Source organism: Burkholderia cepacia complex sp. TUM26381 (genome assembly GCF_057439935.1).
This window is the reverse complement of the sequence record NZ_CM172006.1, coordinates 1,617,667-1,636,986: the sequence shown is the minus strand read 5'-3', so window position 1 is coordinate 1,636,986 and position 19,320 is coordinate 1,617,667. Positions and strand designations below refer to the sequence as shown.

The 19,320-nt window shown below is 65.8% G+C and carries 14 protein-coding genes and 2 pseudogenes; 6 read left to right on the top strand and 10 right to left on the bottom strand.

Annotation, left to right across the window (positions count from 1 at the left end; genetic code table 11):
- Positions 1-323 precede the first annotated feature (323 nt).
- From ACWMMN_RS07705 to ACWMMN_RS07690, 4 genes are all read left to right on the top strand, one after another.
- Positions 324-815 (top strand): MarR family winged helix-turn-helix transcriptional regulator, encoded by a 492-nt coding sequence (locus ACWMMN_RS07705; RefSeq protein WP_174991418.1) that lies wholly within the window; start codon positions 324-326, stop codon positions 813-815.
- Between the two features lie 87 nt (positions 816-902).
- Complete coding sequence (locus ACWMMN_RS07700) at positions 903-2,399, top strand: efflux transporter outer membrane subunit (protein ID WP_486423179.1); 1,497 nt, start codon at positions 903-905, stop codon at positions 2,397-2,399.
- Positions 2,400-2,451: 52 nt separating this feature from the next.
- Entirely contained in the window at positions 2,452-3,666 is a 1,215-nt protein-coding gene (locus tag ACWMMN_RS07695; RefSeq protein WP_059234676.1) for an HlyD/EmrA/EmrK family protein, read from the top strand.
- Positions 3,667-3,694: 28 nt separating this feature from the next.
- Positions 3,695-5,254 carry a DHA2 family efflux MFS transporter permease subunit gene (locus ACWMMN_RS07690; protein WP_059234678.1) on the top strand — a complete coding sequence of 520 codons (1,560 nt, stop codon included), beginning with the start codon at positions 3,695-3,697 and terminating at the stop codon, positions 5,252-5,254.
- 102 nt (positions 5,255-5,356) lie between these two features.
- Here ACWMMN_RS07690 and truB read toward each other — a convergent pair whose 3' ends face one another.
- The 9 genes and pseudogenes from truB to ACWMMN_RS07645 form a co-directional block, all read right to left on the bottom strand.
- Entirely contained in the window at positions 5,357-6,289 is a 933-nt protein-coding gene (truB, locus tag ACWMMN_RS07685; protein WP_486423178.1) for a tRNA pseudouridine(55) synthase TruB, read from the bottom strand.
- Between the two features lie 13 nt (positions 6,290-6,302).
- A complete protein-coding gene (gene rbfA, locus ACWMMN_RS07680) occupies positions 6,303-6,701 on the bottom strand; it encodes a 30S ribosome-binding factor RbfA (protein WP_034190142.1) in 399 nt (132 codons plus the stop codon).
- Positions 6,702-6,815: 114 nt separating this feature from the next.
- Positions 6,816-9,755: a translation initiation factor IF-2 gene (gene infB / locus ACWMMN_RS07675; protein ID WP_486423177.1), complete on the bottom strand. Its 2,940-nt coding sequence runs from the start codon at positions 9,753-9,755 to the stop codon at positions 6,816-6,818.
- 91 nt (positions 9,756-9,846) lie between these two features.
- Positions 9,847-11,322 (bottom strand): transcription termination factor NusA, encoded by a 1,476-nt coding sequence (gene nusA, locus ACWMMN_RS07670; RefSeq protein ID WP_059234685.1) that lies wholly within the window; start codon positions 11,320-11,322, stop codon positions 9,847-9,849.
- Positions 11,322-11,780, bottom strand: a complete 459-nt coding sequence (gene rimP, locus ACWMMN_RS07665) for a ribosome maturation factor RimP (RefSeq protein WP_011351796.1) — start codon at positions 11,778-11,780, stop codon at positions 11,322-11,324. Before rimP ends, nusA begins: the two co-directional genes overlap by 1 nt.
- Before the next feature lie 458 nt (positions 11,781-12,238).
- The gene (gene rluB, locus ACWMMN_RS07660; RefSeq protein WP_059234687.1) at positions 12,239-13,993 is read right to left on the bottom strand and encodes a 23S rRNA pseudouridine(2605) synthase RluB; all 1,755 of its coding nucleotides are present in this window, start codon (positions 13,991-13,993) and stop codon (positions 12,239-12,241) included.
- Between the two features lie 60 nt (positions 13,994-14,053).
- The gene (scpB, locus tag ACWMMN_RS07655; protein WP_486423176.1) at positions 14,054-15,094 is read right to left on the bottom strand and encodes an SMC-Scp complex subunit ScpB; all 1,041 of its coding nucleotides are present in this window, start codon (positions 15,092-15,094) and stop codon (positions 14,054-14,056) included.
- 272 nt (positions 15,095-15,366) lie between these two features.
- Positions 15,367-16,502 (bottom strand): annotated as a pseudogene (locus ACWMMN_RS07650) (pyridoxal phosphate-dependent aminotransferase).
- Positions 16,503-16,577: 75 nt separating this feature from the next.
- Positions 16,578-17,480, bottom strand: a complete 903-nt coding sequence (locus ACWMMN_RS07645) for a LysR family transcriptional regulator (protein ID WP_059234692.1) — start codon at positions 17,478-17,480, stop codon at positions 16,578-16,580.
- Between the two features lie 431 nt (positions 17,481-17,911).
- On the opposite strand from ACWMMN_RS07645, the pseudogene ACWMMN_RS07640 reads away from it, so the two are divergent.
- Positions 17,912-18,307, top strand: a pseudogene (locus ACWMMN_RS07640) (transposase); the annotation flags it as partial.
- Between the two features lie 201 nt (positions 18,308-18,508).
- Entirely contained in the window at positions 18,509-18,760 is a 252-nt protein-coding gene (locus tag ACWMMN_RS07635) for a hypothetical protein (RefSeq protein ID WP_059234694.1), read from the top strand.
- A gap of 195 nt (positions 18,761-18,955) precedes the next feature.
- Here the strand turns inward: ACWMMN_RS07635 and ACWMMN_RS07630 are convergent, their stop codons facing one another.
- Entirely contained in the window at positions 18,956-19,273 is a 318-nt protein-coding gene (locus ACWMMN_RS07630; RefSeq protein ID WP_059234696.1) for a hypothetical protein, read from the bottom strand.
- Positions 19,274-19,320 lie beyond the last annotated feature (47 nt).

Sequence of the window (19,320 nt, the reverse complement as noted above, 5' to 3'; positions counted from 1 at the left end):
ACCTGGAAATCGTTTGAACGCGCAAACGCGCCCGCTCGTTTTCACGGGCGCGCGCTGTTGCAGCTTGGAAAGCCACAAATTATAGCACGTGAGAATGTCGAGAGCTGACCGACACGATGTAACGTGCCGAGACGGACTGCTCCGCCCTCCCCCGAAACCGGCAACCCATCCGGCCCCGCCGCCCGCAGCGACGCCAAAAACCTTATCGAGACAAGGGATTCTCGAGCGACGAAGCACGCCCTTTGCCGTTCGATTAACATTTGCCGCGGCAAGCAATTGTGCCTATACTGCTGCCTAGTCAACTATTGCAGCTTCAGGGTTTTATGTCGGATTCTCCTACCCAACCGCCCGTATCGCCACTGTCCACGTATCAGATGAACGACAGCGTCGGTTATCTGATGTCGCGCGTGAAGTCGGTGATGACCAACCTCGTCACGCAACGCACGCAGGAAGAGCTCGGCATCACGGGCACGCAGGCGAGCATGCTGTTCATGATCGCGGTCGGCAAGTGCTCGACGGCCGCCGAACTCGCCCGCGAATACGGGATCGACGCAAGCGCGGTCACGCGCCTGCTCGACCGGGTCGAGAAACGCGGCTTGCTGTCCCGCGTCCGCAGCATCGAGGACCGGCGCGTCGTGCGCCTCGAACTCACCGACGAAGGCCGTGCGCTTGCCGAACGGCTGCCGCCGATTTTCCGCAGCGTGCTCGATCAGGTGCTGGACGGGTTTACGCCGGAAGAAGTCGGGTTCCTGAAGAGCATGTTGCGCCGCATTCTCAGCAACTATTGCGAGACGGCTGGCGCCAGCATCGCGTAATAGTTGCCATAACAATTACTTTTGACAGATTAATGTAAGGAAATCCTTGCAGTGTCCATCATTCATTCCGAGTCAGGGGTTAGCGCGATGAAATCCTCCCCGTTGTCCGAGCGCGCCGGATCGCGCCGCGCCGCCGTCGCCGCCGCGGTCGCCGCACTGGCGCTGGCGGGCTGCGCGAACTACTTCGGCATCAAGAGCGACAAGCAGATCGCCCCGGCGTCGCAATTCGAATCCGCCCAGAGCCTGCCGGCCCAGGGTGGCCAGTGGCCGGCGCTCGACTGGGCCAACCAGTTCGGCGATCCGCAATTGCCGAAGCTGATCGACGAAGCGCTGCAAGGCAATCCGTCGATTGCGCAGGCGCAGGCACGCATCGCGAAGGCATCGTCGTACATCGAATCGTCGCGCTCGAACCTGATGCCGAAGGCCGAAGCCAGCTATTCGTGGACACGCGAGCTGTACTCGTCGAACGCACTGTTCCCGCCCCCGTACGGCGGCCAGTGGTACAGCGAAAACAACGCGCTTGCGAGCGCGTCGTGGGAACTCGACCTGTGGGGCAAGAACCGCGAACGCCTGCACACGGCCGTGTCGCAGGAAAAGTCCGCCGAAGCCGACATGCAGCAGGCGCGCATCACGCTCGCGTCGTCGGTCGCGCGTAGCTACAACTCGCTCGCGCAGCTCTATGCGCTGCGCGACATCGCGCAACGCGAGATCACCAACCGCGAGACGGTCGGCAAGATCACCGACGGCCGCGTGTCGGCCGGCCTCGACACCAACGTCGAACGCCAGACGGCCCGCGGCAACATCGCGACGACCCAGGCTTCGCTGTCCGACCTCGACGGCCAGATCACGACGGTGCGCTACCAGCTCGCCGCGCTGCTCGGCAAGGGGCCGGATCGCGGGCTGCAGATCGCGGCGCCCGTGATGAACCCGAGCGGCGAAGTCGCGCTGCCCGGCAACCTGCCGGCCGATCTCGTGTCGCGCCGCCCCGACATCGTCGCCGCGCGCTGGCAGGTCGAGGCCGCGATGCACGACGTGAAGGAAGCGAAGGCCGAGTTCTACCCCGACGTGAACCTCGCGGCCGGTTTCGGCTTCGATGCGTTCGGCTGGGGCAAATTCCTGAACTTCGCGAGCCGCCAGGCGCAGTTCGGCCCGGCGATCCACCTGCCGATCTTCGACGCCGGCGCGCTGCGCGCCCAGCTCAAGGGCCGCTACGCGGACTTCGACCTGTCGGTGGCGAACTACAACCAGACGCTGATCAGCGCGCTGAACGACGTCGCGACGCAGGTCGCGTCGATCCGCGCGGTCGATCGCCAGATGGGCGACGCGCAACGCGCACTCGACGCGTCGACGCGCGCCTACGATCTCGCGGTGATCCGTTACAAGGCCGGGCTGTCGCCGCAACTGCAGGTGCTGACGGCGGACAGCAACCGCCTCGCCTCGGAGCAGACGGTGACCAACCTGAAGATGCGCCGCCGCGACATGCAGCTCGCACTGATCAAGGCGCTGGGTGGCGGGTTCGATGCGACCGGTACGCCGCTCGCCGCGCCCGACACCACCAAGCCGACAAAACAGGCCGCCAACTGATCCGGCGCCACCACTACGCAGACACTCGAAATAACGGACGGAGAAAATCGCCATGAGCGACCAACAAAACGCCGCCAGCGCGCAGCCGCAGGGCAACGGCAAGCGCAAACGAATGATGACGCTACTCGTCGCGGTCATCGTGATCGCGGCCATCGCGTATGGCCTGTACTACTTCCTCGTCGCACGCTTCCATGAAGGTACCGACGATGCGTACGTAAACGGCAACGTCGTGCAGATCACGCCGCAGGTAACGGGCACCGTGATCGCCGTGAAGGCGGACGATACGCAGACGGTCAAGGCCGGCGATCCGCTGGTCGTGCTCGACCCGGCCGATTCGCAGGTCGCGTTGCAACAGGCGGAAGCCAACCTCGCGCAGACGGTGCGCCAGGTGCGCGGCCTGTTCGTCAACGACGACCAGTACCGCGCGCAGGTCGCGCTGCGCCAGTCCGACCTGTCGAAGGCCCAGGACGACCTGCGTCGCCGCATGGCCGTCGCGCAGACGGGCGCCGTGTCGCAGGAAGAAATCTCGCACGCACGCGACGCCGTGAAGGCCGCGCAGGCATCGGTCGATGCCGCCCAGCAGCAGCTCGCGTCGAATCGCGCGCTGACCGCGAACACGACGATCGCATCGCACCCGAACGTGATGGCCGCCGCCGCGAAGGTTCGCGACGCCTACCTCGCGAACGCGCGTAACGTGCTGCCGGCGCCGGTCACCGGCTATGTCGCGAAGCGCTCGGTGCAGGTCGGCCAGCGCGTGTCGCCCGGCAACCCGCTGATGTCGGTGGTGCCGCTGAATGCCGTGTGGGTCGACGCGAACTTCAAGGAAGTCCAGCTGAAGCACATGCGCATCGGCCAGCCGGTCGAAATGACGGCGGACATCTACGGCTCGTCGGTCACGTACCACGGCAAGGTCGTCGGCTTCTCGGCCGGCACGGGCTCGGCGTTCTCGCTGCTGCCGGCGCAGAACGCGACCGGCAACTGGATCAAGGTCGTGCAGCGCCTGCCGGTGCGGATCGAACTCGATCCGAAGGATCTCGACAAGCATCCGCTGCGCATCGGCCTGTCGATGCAGGTCGACGTGGACATCAAGGACGAACGCGGCGACCAGCTCGTCAACGCGCCGAACACCGTCTACGAGACCAACGTGTTCGCGAAGTACGGCGACGAAGCCGACGCCGAAATCGCACGCGTCATCGCCGAGAACGCAGGCGGCAATGCGCCGGCCCCGGCCGCGGCGAAGCAGAACAGCGCCGCGAAAATGATGTAACCGTTCCGACTCCGGAAAGACAACCGACATGGCACAGGCTCCTGTCTCGTACCCGCCCCTGCAGGGCGGGAAACTTTTGCTCGGGACGATCGCGGTATCGCTCGCGGTGTTCATGAACGTGCTCGACACGTCCATCGCGAACGTCGCGATCCCGACCATCTCGGGCGATCTCGGCGTATCGTCCGACCAGGGCACGTGGGTCATTACGTCGTTCGCGGTCGCGAACGCGATCTCGGTGCCGCTGACGGGCTGGCTGACCGATCGCTTCGGACAGGTCCGCCTGTTCCTCGCATCGATCATCCTGTTCGTCATCTCGTCGTGGATGTGCGGCCTCGCGCCGAGCCTGCCGTTCCTGCTCGCATCGCGCGTGCTGCAGGGCGCGGTCGCGGGGCCGATGATTCCGCTGTCGCAGTCGCTGCTGCTGTCGAGCTATCCACGCGCGAAGGCGCCGATGGCGCTGGCGCTGTGGTCGATGACGACGCTGATCGCACCGGTCGCGGGCCCGATCCTCGGTGGCTGGATCTCGGACAACTATTCGTGGCCGTGGATCTTCTACGTGAACATCCCGGTCGGCATCGCCGCCGCGCTCGCCACGTGGTCGATCTATCGCACGCGTGAATCGACGATACGCCGCGCACCGATCGACGGTGTCGGCCTCGCGCTGCTCGTGCTGTGGGTCGGCTCGCTGCAGATCATGCTCGACAAGGGCAAGGATCTGGACTGGTTCTCGTCGACGACGATCGTCGCGCTTGCGCTGATCGCGATCATCTCGTTCGCGTTCTTCGTGATCTGGGAACTGACCGCCGAGCACCCCGTCGTCGACCTGTCGCTGTTCCGTCGGCGCAACTTCACGGGTGGCACGGTCGCACTGGCAGTCGGTTACGGGCTCTACTTCGGCAACCTCGTGCTGCTGCCGCTGTGGCTGCAGACCCAGATCGGCTACACGGCGACCGACGCCGGCCTCGTGATGGCACCGGTCGGGCTGTTCGCGATCCTGCTGTCGCCGTTGACCGGCAAGTTCCTGCCGCGCACCGATCCGCGCTACATCGCGACCGCCGCATTCCTGACGTTCGCACTGTGCTTCTGGATGCGCTCGCGCTACACGACAGGTGTCGACGAGTGGTCGCTGACGCTGCCGACGCTCGTACAGGGTATCGCGATGGCCGGATTCTTCATCCCGCTCGTGTCGATCACGTTGTCCGGCCTGCCCGGCCACCGCATTCCCGCGGCGTCCGGCCTGTCGAACTTCGTGCGGATCATGTGCGGCGGCATCGGTACGTCGATCTTCCAGACCGCGTGGGACCACCGCAACAACTTCCATCACGCGCAACTGGTCGAGCAGACGAACGTGTACAACCCGACGTTCAACCAGGCCGTCACGCAGATGGGCAACCTCGGGCTGACGCAGGACCAGGCGCACGGACTCATCAACAACCTGGCGACGCAACAGGCCGCACAGCTCGGTGTGAACGATCTGTTCTACATCTCGGCGGCGATCTTCGTGCTGCTGATTGCGCTGATCTGGATCACCAAGCCCGAACGCTCGGGCGGCGGCGATGCCGGAGCGGCGGCATCCGCGGCGCACTGAACGCCGTCCGACCGCAGCGCCGCGCGATCACACGCACCAAACAAAAAACCCGGTCGATTTCGACCGGGTTTTTTTATGCTACCGAGCGCTTGCGCCGCCGCATCATGCAGCCGTCACGACGAGCCGCTCCGGTGCGAGCACGCCATTCGCCTTGCGTGCCACGCCGAGCAACCGCGTTGCGTCGTACACGCGCACGCGCTCGCCATCAGCCGCCTCGATCGGCCCGAGTTCCGACAGCGGCAGGCGCTGGCCATGCAGGAACCGCTTCGCGGATGCCTCGTCGAGACGAACGGACGGAAACGTCGACAGCAACGCATCGACCGGCTGCAGCCATGCATCGCGAGCCGATTCGGCCGCATCCGACAGCGCGTCGAGCGTCACCGCATGTTCGAGCGTCAGCGCACCCACGCCCGTGCGACGCAGCATCGTCAGATGCGCACCGCAACCCAGCGCCTCGCCGATATCCTCCGCGAGCGTGCGCACGTACGTGCCCTTGCTGCAGGTCACGCGAAACGTCACGTCGGGCAGTTCGCAAGCGAGCAGCTCGAGTACATGGATCGTCACATTGCGGCCTTCGCGCTCGACGGTCTGACCCGCACGCGCGTATTCGTACAGCGGCTTGCCATCGCGCTTGAGCGCCGAATACATCGGCGGGACCTGCACGATCTCACCCGTGAAGCGCACGAGCGCGACTTCCACCGCCGCCTGGTCGCATTCGACGGGCCGCGTGTCGATCACGTCGCCTTCCGCATCGCCGGTGGCCGTGCGCTGGCCAAGACGCATCGTCGCTTCGTAGGTCTTGTCGGCCTCGAGCAGATCCTGCGAGAACTTCGTCGCCTCGCCGAAGCACAGCGGCAGCAGGCCCGAAGCCAGCGGATCGAGCGTGCCGGTGTGACCGGCTTTCTTTGCGAGAAGCAGGCGCTTCGCGCGAATCAGCGCGTCGTTGCTCGACAGGCCGACCGGCTTGTCGAGCAGGAGGACGCCGTCCAGCACGCGCCGGGGCACGCGCGGACGTTGGGGTGCTGCATTCGTCATAGGCCGGTCGAGCTCAGTCGTCCTTGGCCGGCGCGTCGGCCTCGTCGTCGTCCTTCGCGCGCGTCGAGTTCGCTTCCTTGATCAGGCGCGACATCTCGACGGCCTTCTCGATCGTCTGGTCGTAGTGGAAATGCAGCGTCGGCACCGTATGAATGTGCAGACGCTTGAACAGCAGGTTGTGCAAGTGACCCGACGCATGATTCAGCGCCTCCTGCGTCTTTTCAGGATCGCCGGTGAGCGCAGTGAAATAGACCTTCGCATGCGCATAGTCCGGCGTGAGCTCGACGCTCTGGATGGTCACGATGCCGATACGCGGGTCTTTGACCTCGCGCATGATGAGTTCGGACAGATCGCGCTGAATCTGGTCGGCGATCTGAACGTTGCGATTGGGGGAAGTACGTTTCCTGGACATGATCGATCCGTGATCCGTTTATCAGGATAAAGCGGCGGCCACGATTGGCACACCACCATGAAAATGGGCGGGACAGGCCCAAGCCTGCCCCGCCCATGAGCCGATGCGCGACGATTACAGCGTCCGCGCGACTTCGGTCACTTCGAAGACTTCGAACTGGTCGCCTTCGACGATGTCGTTGAAGTTCTTCACCGACATACCGCACTCGAAGCCTTGCTTCACTTCCTTCACGTCGTCCTTGAAGCGCTTCAGCGATTCGAGTTCGCCCGTGAAGATCACGACGTTGTTGCGCAGCACGCGCACCGACGACGAGCGCTTGACGATGCCGTCCGTCACCATACAGCCGGCGACCGCACCGATCTTCGGCACCTTGAAGACCTGGCGCACCTCGACCATGCCGGTGATGACTTCGCGCTTCTCCGGCGCCAGCATGCCCGACATCGCCGCCCTCACCTCATCCACTGCGTCATAGATGATGTTGTAGTAGCGGATATCGATGCCGTTCGATTCGGCCAGCTTGCGCGCCTGTGCATCCGCACGCGTGTTGAAGCCGATGATGACCGCCTTCGATGCCGTTGCGAGGTTGACGTCGTTTTCGCTGATGCCACCCACCGCGCTGTGCACGATCTGCACGCGCACTTCGTCGGTCGACAGCTTGAGCAGCGACTGCACGAGTGCTTCCTGCGAACCCTGCACGTCTGCCTTGATGATGAGCGGCAGGTTCTGCACTTCGCCTTCGCCCATCTGCTCGAGCATGCTTTCCAGCTTCGCGGCCTGCTGCTTCGCAAGCTTGACGTCGCGGAACTTGCCCTGACGGAACAGGGCGATTTCACGCGCCTTGCGCTCGTCCGGCAGCACGATCACTTCCTCGCCCGCGCCCGGCACTTCCGACAGACCCTGGATTTCGACCGGGATCGACGGGCCGGCTTCCTTCGTCGGCTTGCCGTTCTCGTCGAGCATCGCGCGAACACGGCCGTAAGCCGTACCGGCCAGCACGATGTCGCCGCGGTTCAGCGTACCGGACTGCACGAGGATCGTTGCGACCGGGCCTTTGCCCTTGTCGAGCTTCGCTTCGATCACGATGCCCTTGGCCGGCGCTTCGACCGGTGCCTTCAGTTCCAGCACTTCGGCTTGCAGCAGCACGTTCTCGAGCAGATCGTCGATACCCGCGCCCGTCTTCGCCGACACCGGCACGAACGGCGAATCGCCACCGTACTCTTCCGGCACGACGCCTTCCGCGACCAGCTCCTGCTTGACGCGATCGAGGTTCGCATCCGGCTTGTCGATCTTGTTGATCGCCACGACGATCGGTACACCACCCGCCTTCGCGTGGGCAATGGCTTCCTTCGTCTGCGGCATCACGCCGTCGTCGGCTGCCACCACCAGCACCACGATGTCGGTCGCCTTCGCGCCGCGTGCACGCATTGCCGTGAACGCTTCGTGACCCGGCGTGTCGAGGAACGTGATGACGCCACGCGGCGTATCGACGTGATAGGCGCCGATGTGCTGCGTAATGCCGCCCGCTTCGCCAGCGGCAACCTTCGCGCGGCGGATGTGGTCGAGCAGCGAGGTCTTGCCGTGGTCGACGTGACCCATGACCGTGACGACCGGCGGACGCGGCAGTTGCTCCGCATCGGTACCCGTTTCGCCTTCGACGAGCAGCGCTTCCGGATCGTCCAGCTTCGCGGCAACCGCGCGGTGGCCCAGTTCCTCGACGATGATCATCGCCGTTTCCTGGTCCAGCACCTGGTTGATCGTGACCATCTGGCCCATCTTCATCATCACCTTGATGACTTCGGAGGCCTTGATCGACATCTTGTGCGCGAGATCGGCAACCGACACGGTTTCCGGCACGTGCACTTCACGGACGATCGGTTCGGTCGGCGCCTGGAACGTCGAACTGTCCTGGTGACGGCCACGGCCCTTCGGGCCGCCGCGCCAGCCGCGGTCGACGCCGCCGCTCGAATCGCCGCGCGTCTTGATGCCGCGGCGCTTCGACGCGTCGTCCTGCCAGCCGCCCTTGCCTGCGCCCGGTTTCTTGTTGCGGTCGCCCGCGCCTGCCGGCGCCTGCGTCGTTGCCGGGGTGGCAGCGCCGGCCGGCTTCTTGACGGCCGGACGCGCCTGCGCGCCTTCCGGCTTCGCCGGCTTGTGCAGCGTACCCTTCGCTTCGGCCGGCTTCGGCGGCTCGACCGGCTTCGGCGGCTCGACCGCCTTGACCACGGCCTTGCGCGGCGTGTTCATCATTTCGCGGATCGCGCGCGCCTCGGCTTCTGCCGCCGCACGACGCTTGCTGATCTCTTCCTGCTCGGCGCGCGCCTTGTCCGCCGCCTCGCGGGCTGCGTCCTCGGCCTTCTTCGCCGCTTCACGCTGGGCCGCACGTTCGGCGGCCGCGCGCGCTTCGTCCTGCGCCTGCGCGGACTGCGCCTGGGCGGACGGTGCGCTTGCCGTTTCCTGCTCGGCCGCGGCGGCCTGCTGCGCTGCTGCCTGCTGCTGGGCCGCAGCGGCTTCGGCCGCGACACGCTTCGCCGCCGCTTCTTCCTCGGCGCGACGGCGCTCCGCTTCAGCCGCTTCCTCGCGGGCGCGGCGTTCGGCTTCCTCGCGCTCCAGGCGTTCCTGGCGCTCGCGCAGTTCCTGCGCTTGCTTCTCGAGCAGCTCGGCCTCGCGGCGCGCTTCTTCCTCGCGACGCTTCAGTTCTGCATCGTCGTCCGCTTCGGCGACCTGCGCCTGACCCTGTTCCGCACCCTCGCTCACGTCGTCGCGCTTGACGAACGTACGCTTCTTGCGGACCTCGACCTGAATGGTGCGAGCCTTGCCCGTCGCGTCAGATTGCTTGATCTCCGACGTATGCTTGCGGGTCAGCGTGATCTTGCGCTTGTCGCCGTCGGTTGCGCCGTGCGACTTGCGCAAATGATCGAGCAGACGCGCCTTGTCCGTTTCGGACAGCGCATCGTCTTCACTCGCTTTCTGGACGCCCGCTGCCTGCAGCTGTTCGAGCAGCACACCAGCAGGCATTTTCAGTTCCGCGGCAAATTGGGCTACGTTGTTACTCGCCATTCATTCCTCTTAGTGCAAGGACCGATTCCTTGCTGTTAGCATCGGGTCAGGCCATACGGCCGCCATCAAATCAGTGCGCCATGGTCATTTCTCACTGGAACCAATGTTCACGTGCTTTCATGATCAACGCCTTAGCGGCATCCTCTTCCATTCCGGTCAGGTCGACCAGTTCATCCACTGCAAGCTCGGCGAGATCGTCTCGCGTCTGCACACCGTGTTCGGCCAGCTTCGCGAGCAGCTCCGGCGTGATGCCGTCGAGGCTCTTGAGATCCAGCGCTGCGTTCTCGACTTTTTCTTCGTTCGCGATAGCCATCGTCAACAGCGCATCGCGTGCGCGGTTGCGCAGTTCGTGCACGGTGTCCTCGTCGAACGCTTCGATCTCGAGCATTTCGTTGAGCGGCACGTAGGCGATCTCTTCGAGGCTCGTGAAGCCTTCGTCGATCAGGATGTCGGCAACTTCTTCGTCGACATCGAGACGCGCCATGAACAGTGCACGCAGCCGGTCGCGCTCTTCACCCTGCTTCAGGGCGGATTCGTCCGGCGTCATGATGTTGATCTGCCAGCCGGTCAGTTCACCGGCGAGGCGAACGTTCTGACCGCTGCGGCCAATCGCGACAGCCAGTTCGTTCTCGTCGACGACGACGTCCATCGAATGCTTTTCTTCATCGACGACGATCGACTGGACAGCTGCCGGCGCGAGCGCGCCGATCACGAACTGGGCGGGATCCTCCGACCATAGCACGATGTCGATGTTTTCGCCACCGAGCTCGTTGCGCACGGCCTGCACGCGCGAACCGCGGATGCCGACGCAGGTGCCGATCGGATCGATCCGCTTGTCGTAGGCGATGACGCCGATCTTCGCGCGCACGCCCGGGTCGCGGGCAGCCGCCTTGATCTCGAGCAGGCCCTGCTCGATTTCCGGCACTTCCATCTCGAACAGCTTCATCAGGAACTCGGGCGCCGTACGCGACAGCTCGATCTGCGGGCCGCGCGCGGTGCGGTCGACCTTCGCGATGTACGCACGCACACGGTCGCCCACGCGCAGATTTTCCTTCGGGATCAGCTGATCGCGGCGCAGCAGCGCCTCGACACGGCCCGATTCGACGATGAAGTTGCCCTTGTCGAGGCGCTTCACCGTACCGGTCATGATCTTTTCGCCACGCTCGAGGTAGTCGTTCAGGATCTGCTCGCGTTCCGCGTCGCGCACCTTCTGCAGGATCACCTGCTTCGCGGCCTGCGCGCCGATGCGACCGAACTCGATCGACGGAACGGGTTCCTCGACATACTCGCCGACTTCGACGTCGGCATTCTGCTCACGTGCTTCGAACAGCAGGATCTCGCGATCCGGCTCCTGCAAGCCTGCCTCGTCGGGCACGACGAGCCAGCGACGGAAGGTTTCGTGCTCGCCGCTTTCGCGATCGATATGGACGCGGATTTCGGCGCCTTCGTCGAACAGCTTCTTGGAAGCGGAAGCGAGCGCAGCCTCGAGGGCGCCCAGCACCACATCCTTGTCGACGTTTTTCTCGCGCGCCAGCGCATCCACCAGCATCAACACTTCGCGACTCATTATTTGCGGCTCCTAAAGTCAACTTGCGGAATCAGGCGGGCTTTATCGATATCGGCCAGCGTGAAATCCAGCATGGCTGCCTCGCCCTTCTTCCCCTCAAATTCCAAACCGATCGTTTCGCCATTCGGCGCGTGCAGAATGCCCCGGTACGTCTTGCGCCCGTCCAGCGGCTTTTTCAAGGTCACGGAGACTTCGCTGCCAGCGAAGCGCTCGAAGTCGGCCAGCTTCTTCAACGGGCGGTCGAGCCCCGGGGACGAGACTTCGAGCCGTTCGTAATCGATGTTTTCGACCGTCAAGACGTGCTGGAGCTGACGCGTGACCTTTTCGCAATCTTCGAGCGAGATGCCGGCAGGCTGATCGATATAGATGCAAAGCATGCCGCGCCCGGTGCGCTCGAGATCCACCAGCTCGTAGCCGAGCCCGGTGACCGTGGTTTCTATCAGTTCCGTCAGTTGCACTGTGTCCTCTCAGGTGTTCGCGCCCGCCGCTCGCGATTCACCCGCGGGCGCGCGCCTTAGCCGGCGCAGGAAGCGCTACCCGAGATGCCTAACCGTTTCAGCAAAAAAAAATGGGCGGAACGCCCATCTTCTTACTGGTGGTCGCACCTGAGCCGCACATTGAATCCGTACGCCCAGCGACTCCGCGATTATAGCGATTTTTGGCGCAAACGCCAAGCCAGCCGGTAAAAGCAGCGCGTCGCGCGCCTTTACGGACCCAAAATGCGAAATCGGGTTATCCGATCAGCCGGCCCCTTCCTGCCAGGCCGGAGATCGGCCATGCCCGCTGCGGCGCAGCGGCACGCGACATATATATAGTCGAAAGCGATCGGCGCAATGCGGCGCACCGGCAAAAATCGGCCAGACGCCGATCGGGCCGGCATGCCGGCGGCCTTGCGCCGCCGTGCGCCGATACGCGTTTAGCGGCTGCGCGGGCGGCTGCGCTGCGGACGTTGGCCGCCGCGCGGGCCGCCACCGCCGTTGCCAGCACCTTCAGCCCGATTGCCGTTCGGATTGCGATTGCCGCCAGCCTTGCTGCCACCACGCTTGCCGCCCGCGCCTTCGCGCTTGGGGCCCGCGCCGTACGATGCGCGATTGCCGTCGACGTCGCGGCCGCCACCAGGGCGGTTGCCGTCACGGCCACCCGCGCCGCGGTTGCCATCACGAGCGCCACCGGCACGGTTACCGTAGCCCGACGGCGAAACCGGCAGGCTGCCGTAGCCGCTCAGGCCCGGCAGGCCCGGCCCGCCGCGCCGGCCGCCACCGCGACGCGGCTGGTCGAGCTGCCCGTGCGTCGTCAGCACCGGCTCACGACCGATGAAACCCATCGACGTCTCCATCGGATCGGGCTGGCGGCGCTCGACCTGGCCGGCACCGCCGCGCTTGCCCTTCTCCTCGGTCGGCGCCTTCAGGCCGACGGTCGCCATCAGCTTGCGCACCTGCGCATCATCAAGCTCCTCCCAGCGGCCGCGCTTCAGGCCGCGCGGCAACGGGATCGGGCCGTGACGCGTACGGATCAGGCGGCTCACCATCAGGCCGACCGCCTCGAACATCCGGCGCACTTCGCGGTTGCGGCCTTCGGCCAGCGCGACGTGATACCAGTGATTCGTCCCTTCGCCGCCGCCATCGCGGATGCGCAGGAAATTCGCCGGACCGTCGTCGAGTTCGACGCCGTGCAGCAGCTTTTGCCGCATGCCTTCGGCCAGCTCGCCGACGACGCGCACCGCGTACTCGCGCTCGACGCTGTAGCGCGGATGCATGAAGCGGTTCGCGAGGTCACCCGAAGTCGTCAGCATCAGCAGACCTTCGGTGTTGAAGTCGAGACGGCCCACTGCAAGCCATTTCGCCGTCTTCATCGGCGGCAGGCGATCGAACACCGACGGGCGGCCTTCCGGATCCGCGTGGCTGACGATCTCGCCCGTCGGCTTGTGATACAGCAGCACGCGCGGCGGCTTGTTCGGCAGCTTGCGCTTGACCGGCTTGCCGTTGATCCGCACCTGGTCGGTCGGCATGATGCGCTGGCCGATGTGCGCGGGCTCGCCGTTCACCGACACGCGGCCGGCGACGATCAATTCTTCCATTTCGCGGCGCGAGCCCATGCCCGCTTCCGCCAGCACCTTGTGGAGCTTCGGCGCATCGTCGTCCGGCGACAGCACGCGCTTGTTCGCCGGCTGGTTGCGGCCGCGACGCAGCATCGGCGCACGCACGCCGCTACCGCCCGCGGAGTTGTCCGCGTCGAATGCGGGCGACGTCACGTAAGCGAACAACTCGTCCTGGGACGCCTCGCCTTCCGCCTTCGCCGGAGCGCCTTCAGCCTTCGGAGCGCCGCGTCGGCCCTGCCCGCCCTGGCCAGTCTTCGCCGCGCCTTCGCGCTTGCCGGCCGGCTTGCGGGCACCCTTGGCCGCACCTTCCTTGTTGCGCGGCGCGCGCGCCGGCTGCGCTTCGGCCGCCTCGGCCGGCTGCGCATCCGCGCCTTCGCCGCCCGGCTGCTCGCCTTCGGCGCCCTTCGACTTGGCTGCCGCGCGACGCCGCGCGATCAGGCTGCGCGGGCCTCGCCGCAAACCGCGGCGGGGACGCTCGTCGCCACCGGCCGAAGCGTCCTGCTCCGGCGCATCGTCGGCGCGCGCTGCCTGCACGGCAGGCGCGGACGATTCAATATCGTGGATATCTGTCAAAACAACCTCAAAATGTCAGGTCTCGCGCCCGGCGCGGGCGCGGCAAGAAGTTGGCCGCGATCAGGCGCGACGCTGTTTGGGTTCTGCTTCGTCGTCCGGCAGCGCGTCGGCGCCGATGGGCGCACTGGCGCTTCGTACGGCATCCGCGAGACTGTCGGACGTGTCGTCCAGCATCTCGTCGTCCGCGGGACCGGAACGGGAGGCGTTGGCCTGGCCAACCTCGCCGGGCATGTCGCCGGCCGCTTCCGCTCCGTCTCCGGCAGCCGCTTCGGCGGCCGGCTTGCGATCTTCCTCGCTCCAATCCGCGCGCAGCGGCTCGGGCTGTACACCGGTCGGCACTGCTTCGGCGCCAACCTGTTCCGTTTGTTCCGTTTGCCCGCGATCAGCCTCGAGCGTATCGCGGCCCGCGATTTCCTGCGTCGACGCGACGTCGGCCGCCCCATCCTCGCCCGGCAATTCGGCCGACTGGCCGGCGGGCACTTCACCCGTCAGCGTCTGCGGCACGTCGCCCGCTGCGTCGTCGGCAACCGGCATGTCGCCGTCGAAATCCATTGCCTGCTGCGCCAGCAGCGCAGCCTCGATGTTCGCAGCCGGCTCTTCGAGCGCCGGCAGGTCGTCAAGCGCCTTCAGGCCGAGATCGTCGAGGAACTGCTTGGTCGTCGCATACAGCGCCGGACGCCCCGGCACGTCGCGATGACCGATCACCTCGATCCAGCCACGATCCTCGAGCTGCTTGACCACCTGCGTATTGACCGTGACGCCGCGAATCTCTTCGATGTCGCCGCGCGTAACGGGCTGCCGGTACGCGATGATCGCGAGCGTTTCGAGCACCGCGCGCGAATATTTCGGCGGCTTCTCGGGATGCAGGCGATCCAGATAATGACGCATCGCCGGCTTGCTCTGAAAGCGCCACCCGGTCGCCAGCGCCACCAGTTCGACGCCGCGACCGGACCAATCCTGTTTCAGATCTTCGAGCAACGTGCGGACCGTGTCAGCCGACACGCCGTCGGCAAAGAGCTTGCGCAAATCGCCGAGCTTCAGCGGTTCCTGCGCGCAGATCAAAGCAGTCTCGAGGACGATCTTCGCCTCTTGGGTATTCATGCAGCTAGGCCAGACCCTGTGGTCAAACGAACCGGATCAACAAACAGACGAAAGGAACGGAAGACGCGCTCGCCCGATTCTGATCGGTCATATTGATGGGAGCACGAACCGGGGGCGGCGAACCAACTCAAGGCCAGGCCCAGACCGGACGGAACAGCACGGCTCAACGACGGAACCGCGTGACTGAGCGCCATATTACGCAAAATTGCCCGGTGCGTAAAGATGAGCCGAGCAGGCCACCGCCCGTGCGGCGCGTCCGCTCCGGCCCTGCTTCAGCGGCCGGCTGCGCCGCGCGCGAGGAACCGGCGCAGCCGCTCGACGCCCGCGTCGAGTCGCGCCGGATCGCAGGCATAGCACCAGCGCACGAACCCTTCCCCCTCCGGGCCGAATGCGCGCCCGGCAGGCGCAGGAACAGGTACATCGCACCCGGCGGAGGCGGCACCTCGACACCCGGCAGCGTCCGCAGCGCGGCGACCAGGTGATCGCGCGCGTCATGCAGCGCCGCGACGAACGACCGCACGAACGGCTCGCCGTCGCGCAACGCGACCTCGCCAGCGGCCTGCACAAAGCCCGGCGCACACGACGTGTTGTATTCGACAAGCTTCGACAGGTCGCCCATCACCGCTGCCGGCGCAATGAGCCACCCGAGCCGCCAGCCCGTCATCGCCCACGCTTTCGAGAATGAATTCACGACCACGACCCGCTCGTCGCGCGACGCGATATCGAGGAACGACGGCGCACCGCCCTCTTTGAACGCAAGCCGCTCGTACACTTCGTCCGCGACCAGCCAGATGCCGTGACGACGGCAATGGGCGAGCACGGCCTGCTGCTCGTTGCGCGACATCGTCCAGCCGGTCGGGTTGTTCGGCGAGTTGATCAGCAGCATCCGCGTATCGGGCGTCAGCGCCTCGAGCAGCCGGCCGACATCGAGATGCCAGCCCGCGTCGCCATAGCCGAGCGGCACGCATTCGACGTGCGCGCCGAGAATCTTCGGAATCTCCACGAGGTTCGGCCACAGCGGCGTGACCGCGACGACGCGATCCCCCGGACCGGCCACCAGCTGCGCAGCCAGCATCAGCGCGCTCACCCCCGAACTCGTCACGGCGACCGTATCGGCCGCCGTCGCGCCGTGACGCGCGCCAACGTAGGCTGCGATCGCATCGCGCAGCGGCGCCGTGCCGAGATTGTGCGTGTAGAAGGTCGCGCCGTCGCGCAGCGCCGCTGCGGTGGCGTCGCGGATGAAATCCGGCGTCACGCGGTCGGATTCGCCGAACCAGAACGGCAGCATGTCCGGCACGCCGAAGCCGGCGTTCGCCACTTCCCGGATCAGCGACGGCCGCAGCGCATGCACCGCGGCGCGCGCCGCCGGCTCACCGGTCATCGGAAGGAAATCTGCAGAATGCGTCATCGAGAACCACCGCCGAGGAACACGATCCGCGTAGTGTACCGGCCGGCAAGCCGGGCCGGCGCATGCCTGCGTGCGTCAGTCGAGATCCTCCGCCCTCGCCGGCATCTGCCGCACCAGCTCCCAGATCGCCTGCGCCGCGGGCGACAACGACCGGTCGCGGCGGCGCACCAGCTCGACGGTGCGTTCGGTGCGCGGCGTGAGCGGCCGTGCGACGAGCGTCGAGCCCGCCGGCAGCGGCAGCGACAGCCACGGCTGCACACTCACGCCGACGCCGGCCTCGACCAGCCCGAACACGGTCGCCGAATGCCCGAGCTCCTGCATGACCGTCGCGTTGACGCGATGGGTGGCCAGCGCCGCGTCGATCAGCGGCCGGCTGCCCGACGCATGATCGAGCAGCACGAGACGTTCGCCGTCCAGCGCCGTCCACGGCACCTCGGCACGCGCGGCGAGCGGATGGTCGGCGCGCGCGACGAGGCAAAACGAGTCGGTCATCAGCGGCTCGCACACGAGATCGGCGACCGTCAGCGGCCCGATCACGACGCCGAAATCGACTTCGCTCGACTTCACCTTGCGCAGCACGTCGCTCTGCACGTCGTCGCGCAGGCCGAGCGTCACGAACGGGAACTGGCGTTCGCACGATGCCACCACGCGCGGCATCAGCCTGCATGCGATCGTCGGGCTCGCCGCGACGATCACCCGCCCGCGACGCTGCTCGCCGATCTCGCGAATCTCGCGCAGCGTGTCGTCGAGATCGTCGATCAGGCGCGACACGCTCGCGATCAGGTTCGCACCGACGTCGGTCAGCTGCACGTCGCGCGTCGTGCGATCGATCAGCTTCAGCCCGAGTTCGGCCTCGAGCTCACGCACGCAGCGGCTGACCGCGGACTGCGTGAGCCCGATCTCGTCACCCGCGCGGCTGAAGCTCCTGAGCCGCGCGACCTCGATGAATACGCGAAGCTGACGCAGCGTGACGTTCATCCCCTGACCTCATCAATCGTCGATATCGATGCAGGATTGTAATGCGCGAATCGGGCCTCGGCGGCCGAATCCGGCACCTTCCGCGAATGTTTCGCTGCGGTGCAATACATTCGCAAACGCACGTGGTACGGGCGAACTGCACAAGATTGGTGATTGTCCCGATTTGCTGCCAGGTTATTTTGGCGTCTTATACGCCCCTAGCTGACTTAGCCGTTAGCTCGCTGCCAAGCGGCTCTCGAGGGATTGGCCTCCGACATGGCACGCTTCGTGCATTACCTGGCGCACAGGGCGCAGGTTTCGTCGGACGGAAGAGCAGAAACGCCGCTGCCGGCCAACCGGACGCCCCCACCCGGCACTCAATGATCGAGTGCTTGAAGAGTGCGCGGCGCAGGGCAGCGCACCGGAGTTAGCTTCGCTGAGGTGAGGACATGATGCTGTTCGACGATTTGAGAGATAACGAGTGGGCGCTGGTCGAGGGTCTGTTTTGCTCGGAACCCGCACGGAGTGAGCGGCGCGGCCGTCCCCGCGTGGAAGCCCGCTCGGTGGTAAACGCCGTGCTGTGGGTGCTGTCGACGGGTGAAGGCTGGTCGAAGCTGCCGGGCCGCTACCCGTCGCCGCCGACCTGCCGCCGCCGTTTCGACGAATGGCAGGCGGACGGCACGCTCGCCGAAATCGTGAAACGACTCGGCACGAGCGGCCGGCAGATCTCGCTGCGCGGACGCATCGGCGCAAGCGCCGCGAAGCCGCCCGCACCGCCGAGCCGCGACCGGCTGCGCGGCGCCTTCTGGACCAATCCGGAATCCTGGCGCGCGCCCGTCAAGATGGCGTAACGCATGCTCGATCGGGCGGCTTCGGCCGCCCGGTTGTTTTCTGCGACGCGACTTTTTCGCGACGCCTGCATTGCCGTTCATTACCGTTGTCGTGCCGCGATACATCTATTTACCAATATTTACAGCAAGCCTGCACTCCCACGCTTACCTTAGCGACATATCAACAGGCCGCGCCGACGGCTTGAAGGGAGCCCCGCCATGAAACCAATGTCACTGCTCGTCGCATGCGGCATTGTCGTTTCCATGGCGCTGACCGCCCCTGCCCACGCCGACGATCGCGCGAAGCCGCCCCATCGCCAGCAGGATCACCGGAACACCCTTCGCCAGCCGCCGTCCGCAAATGCCTCCAGCCGGCAAACCGTGCCGCGCGGCGACCTGCGCGGCGACATCGCCAGCAACGCGCGGGCGCGCATCGGCTCGCAGCCGTCCGACGTGCCGCGTCATCCGTAGTCCCGCCAATTTCAGGAATTCGCCAAAGAAAATGCCCGCTTTCGGGAACTGCGCCGCATACGGCGAGTCACATCCGTTGCCATGAGCACAGCGTGGCAACAGCAAAAGTATCCGGTACGCCCGTATCCTCGCGATACGGGCTTTTTTTGCATCGCCGGCCTGCGCGACGATGCACGGGGCGGGATGGTGCGGGCGCTACAGGCGGCTTTCGAGAATCGCCACGGCGCTCGCTTCGCTCAATGCGTAGTCGTCCATACGGCGATCAGTCCAGGAAAGTAATTTCTCGTCGCGCTCGAGGCGCGAGAATTCGGCTCGACCACTGTCGGTCAGTATGGCGATGTCGACCGGAGCATGAAAACCCGGCGCGGGGGCAACGGTCTTCTGCCTGACCGTGTCCATCAACCCGAGCGAACGGAGATACTCGAACACGCCCGGGCGGCGTGCCCACGGTACCTGGCGGTACTGCACTCGTCTCAATGCGTCGAGCACCGCTTCGTTGGAATACGTGGCCATCTCGATTCTTTCTTAAAGTGCAGCGACAATGCGAAGCGGCGCGCCGG

What these genes read in the sequence shown, in the direction of transcription:
- scpB (WP_486423176.1), bottom strand. Translation starts at nt 15,094, where the DNA reads ATGAATACCCAAGAGGCGAAGATCGTCCTCGAGACTGCTTTGATCTGC.
- ACWMMN_RS07695 (WP_059234676.1), top strand. Translation starts at nt 2,452, where the DNA reads ATGAGCGACCAACAAAACGCCGCCAGCGCGCAGCCGCAGGGCAACGGC.
- nusA (WP_059234685.1), bottom strand. Translation starts at nt 11,322, where the DNA reads ATGAGTCGCGAAGTGTTGATGCTGGTGGATGCGCTGGCGCGCGAGAAA.
- ACWMMN_RS07690 (WP_059234678.1), top strand. Translation starts at nt 3,695, where the DNA reads ATGGCACAGGCTCCTGTCTCGTACCCGCCCCTGCAGGGCGGGAAACTT.
- truB (WP_486423178.1), bottom strand. Translation starts at nt 6,289, where the DNA reads ATGACGAATGCAGCACCCCAACGTCCGCGCGTGCCCCGGCGCGTGCTG.
- ACWMMN_RS07635 (WP_059234694.1), top strand. Translation starts at nt 18,509, where the DNA reads ATGAAACCAATGTCACTGCTCGTCGCATGCGGCATTGTCGTTTCCATG.
- rbfA (WP_034190142.1), bottom strand. Translation starts at nt 6,701, where the DNA reads ATGTCCAGGAAACGTACTTCCCCCAATCGCAACGTTCAGATCGCCGAC.
- infB (WP_486423177.1), bottom strand. Translation starts at nt 9,755, where the DNA reads ATGGCGAGTAACAACGTAGCCCAATTTGCCGCGGAACTGAAAATGCCT.
- ACWMMN_RS07645 (WP_059234692.1), bottom strand. Translation starts at nt 17,480, where the DNA reads ATGAACGTCACGCTGCGTCAGCTTCGCGTATTCATCGAGGTCGCGCGG.
- ACWMMN_RS07705 (WP_174991418.1), top strand. Translation starts at nt 324, where the DNA reads ATGTCGGATTCTCCTACCCAACCGCCCGTATCGCCACTGTCCACGTAT.
- ACWMMN_RS07700 (WP_486423179.1), top strand. Translation starts at nt 903, where the DNA reads ATGAAATCCTCCCCGTTGTCCGAGCGCGCCGGATCGCGCCGCGCCGCC.
- ACWMMN_RS07630 (WP_059234696.1), bottom strand. Translation starts at nt 19,273, where the DNA reads ATGGCCACGTATTCCAACGAAGCGGTGCTCGACGCATTGAGACGAGTG.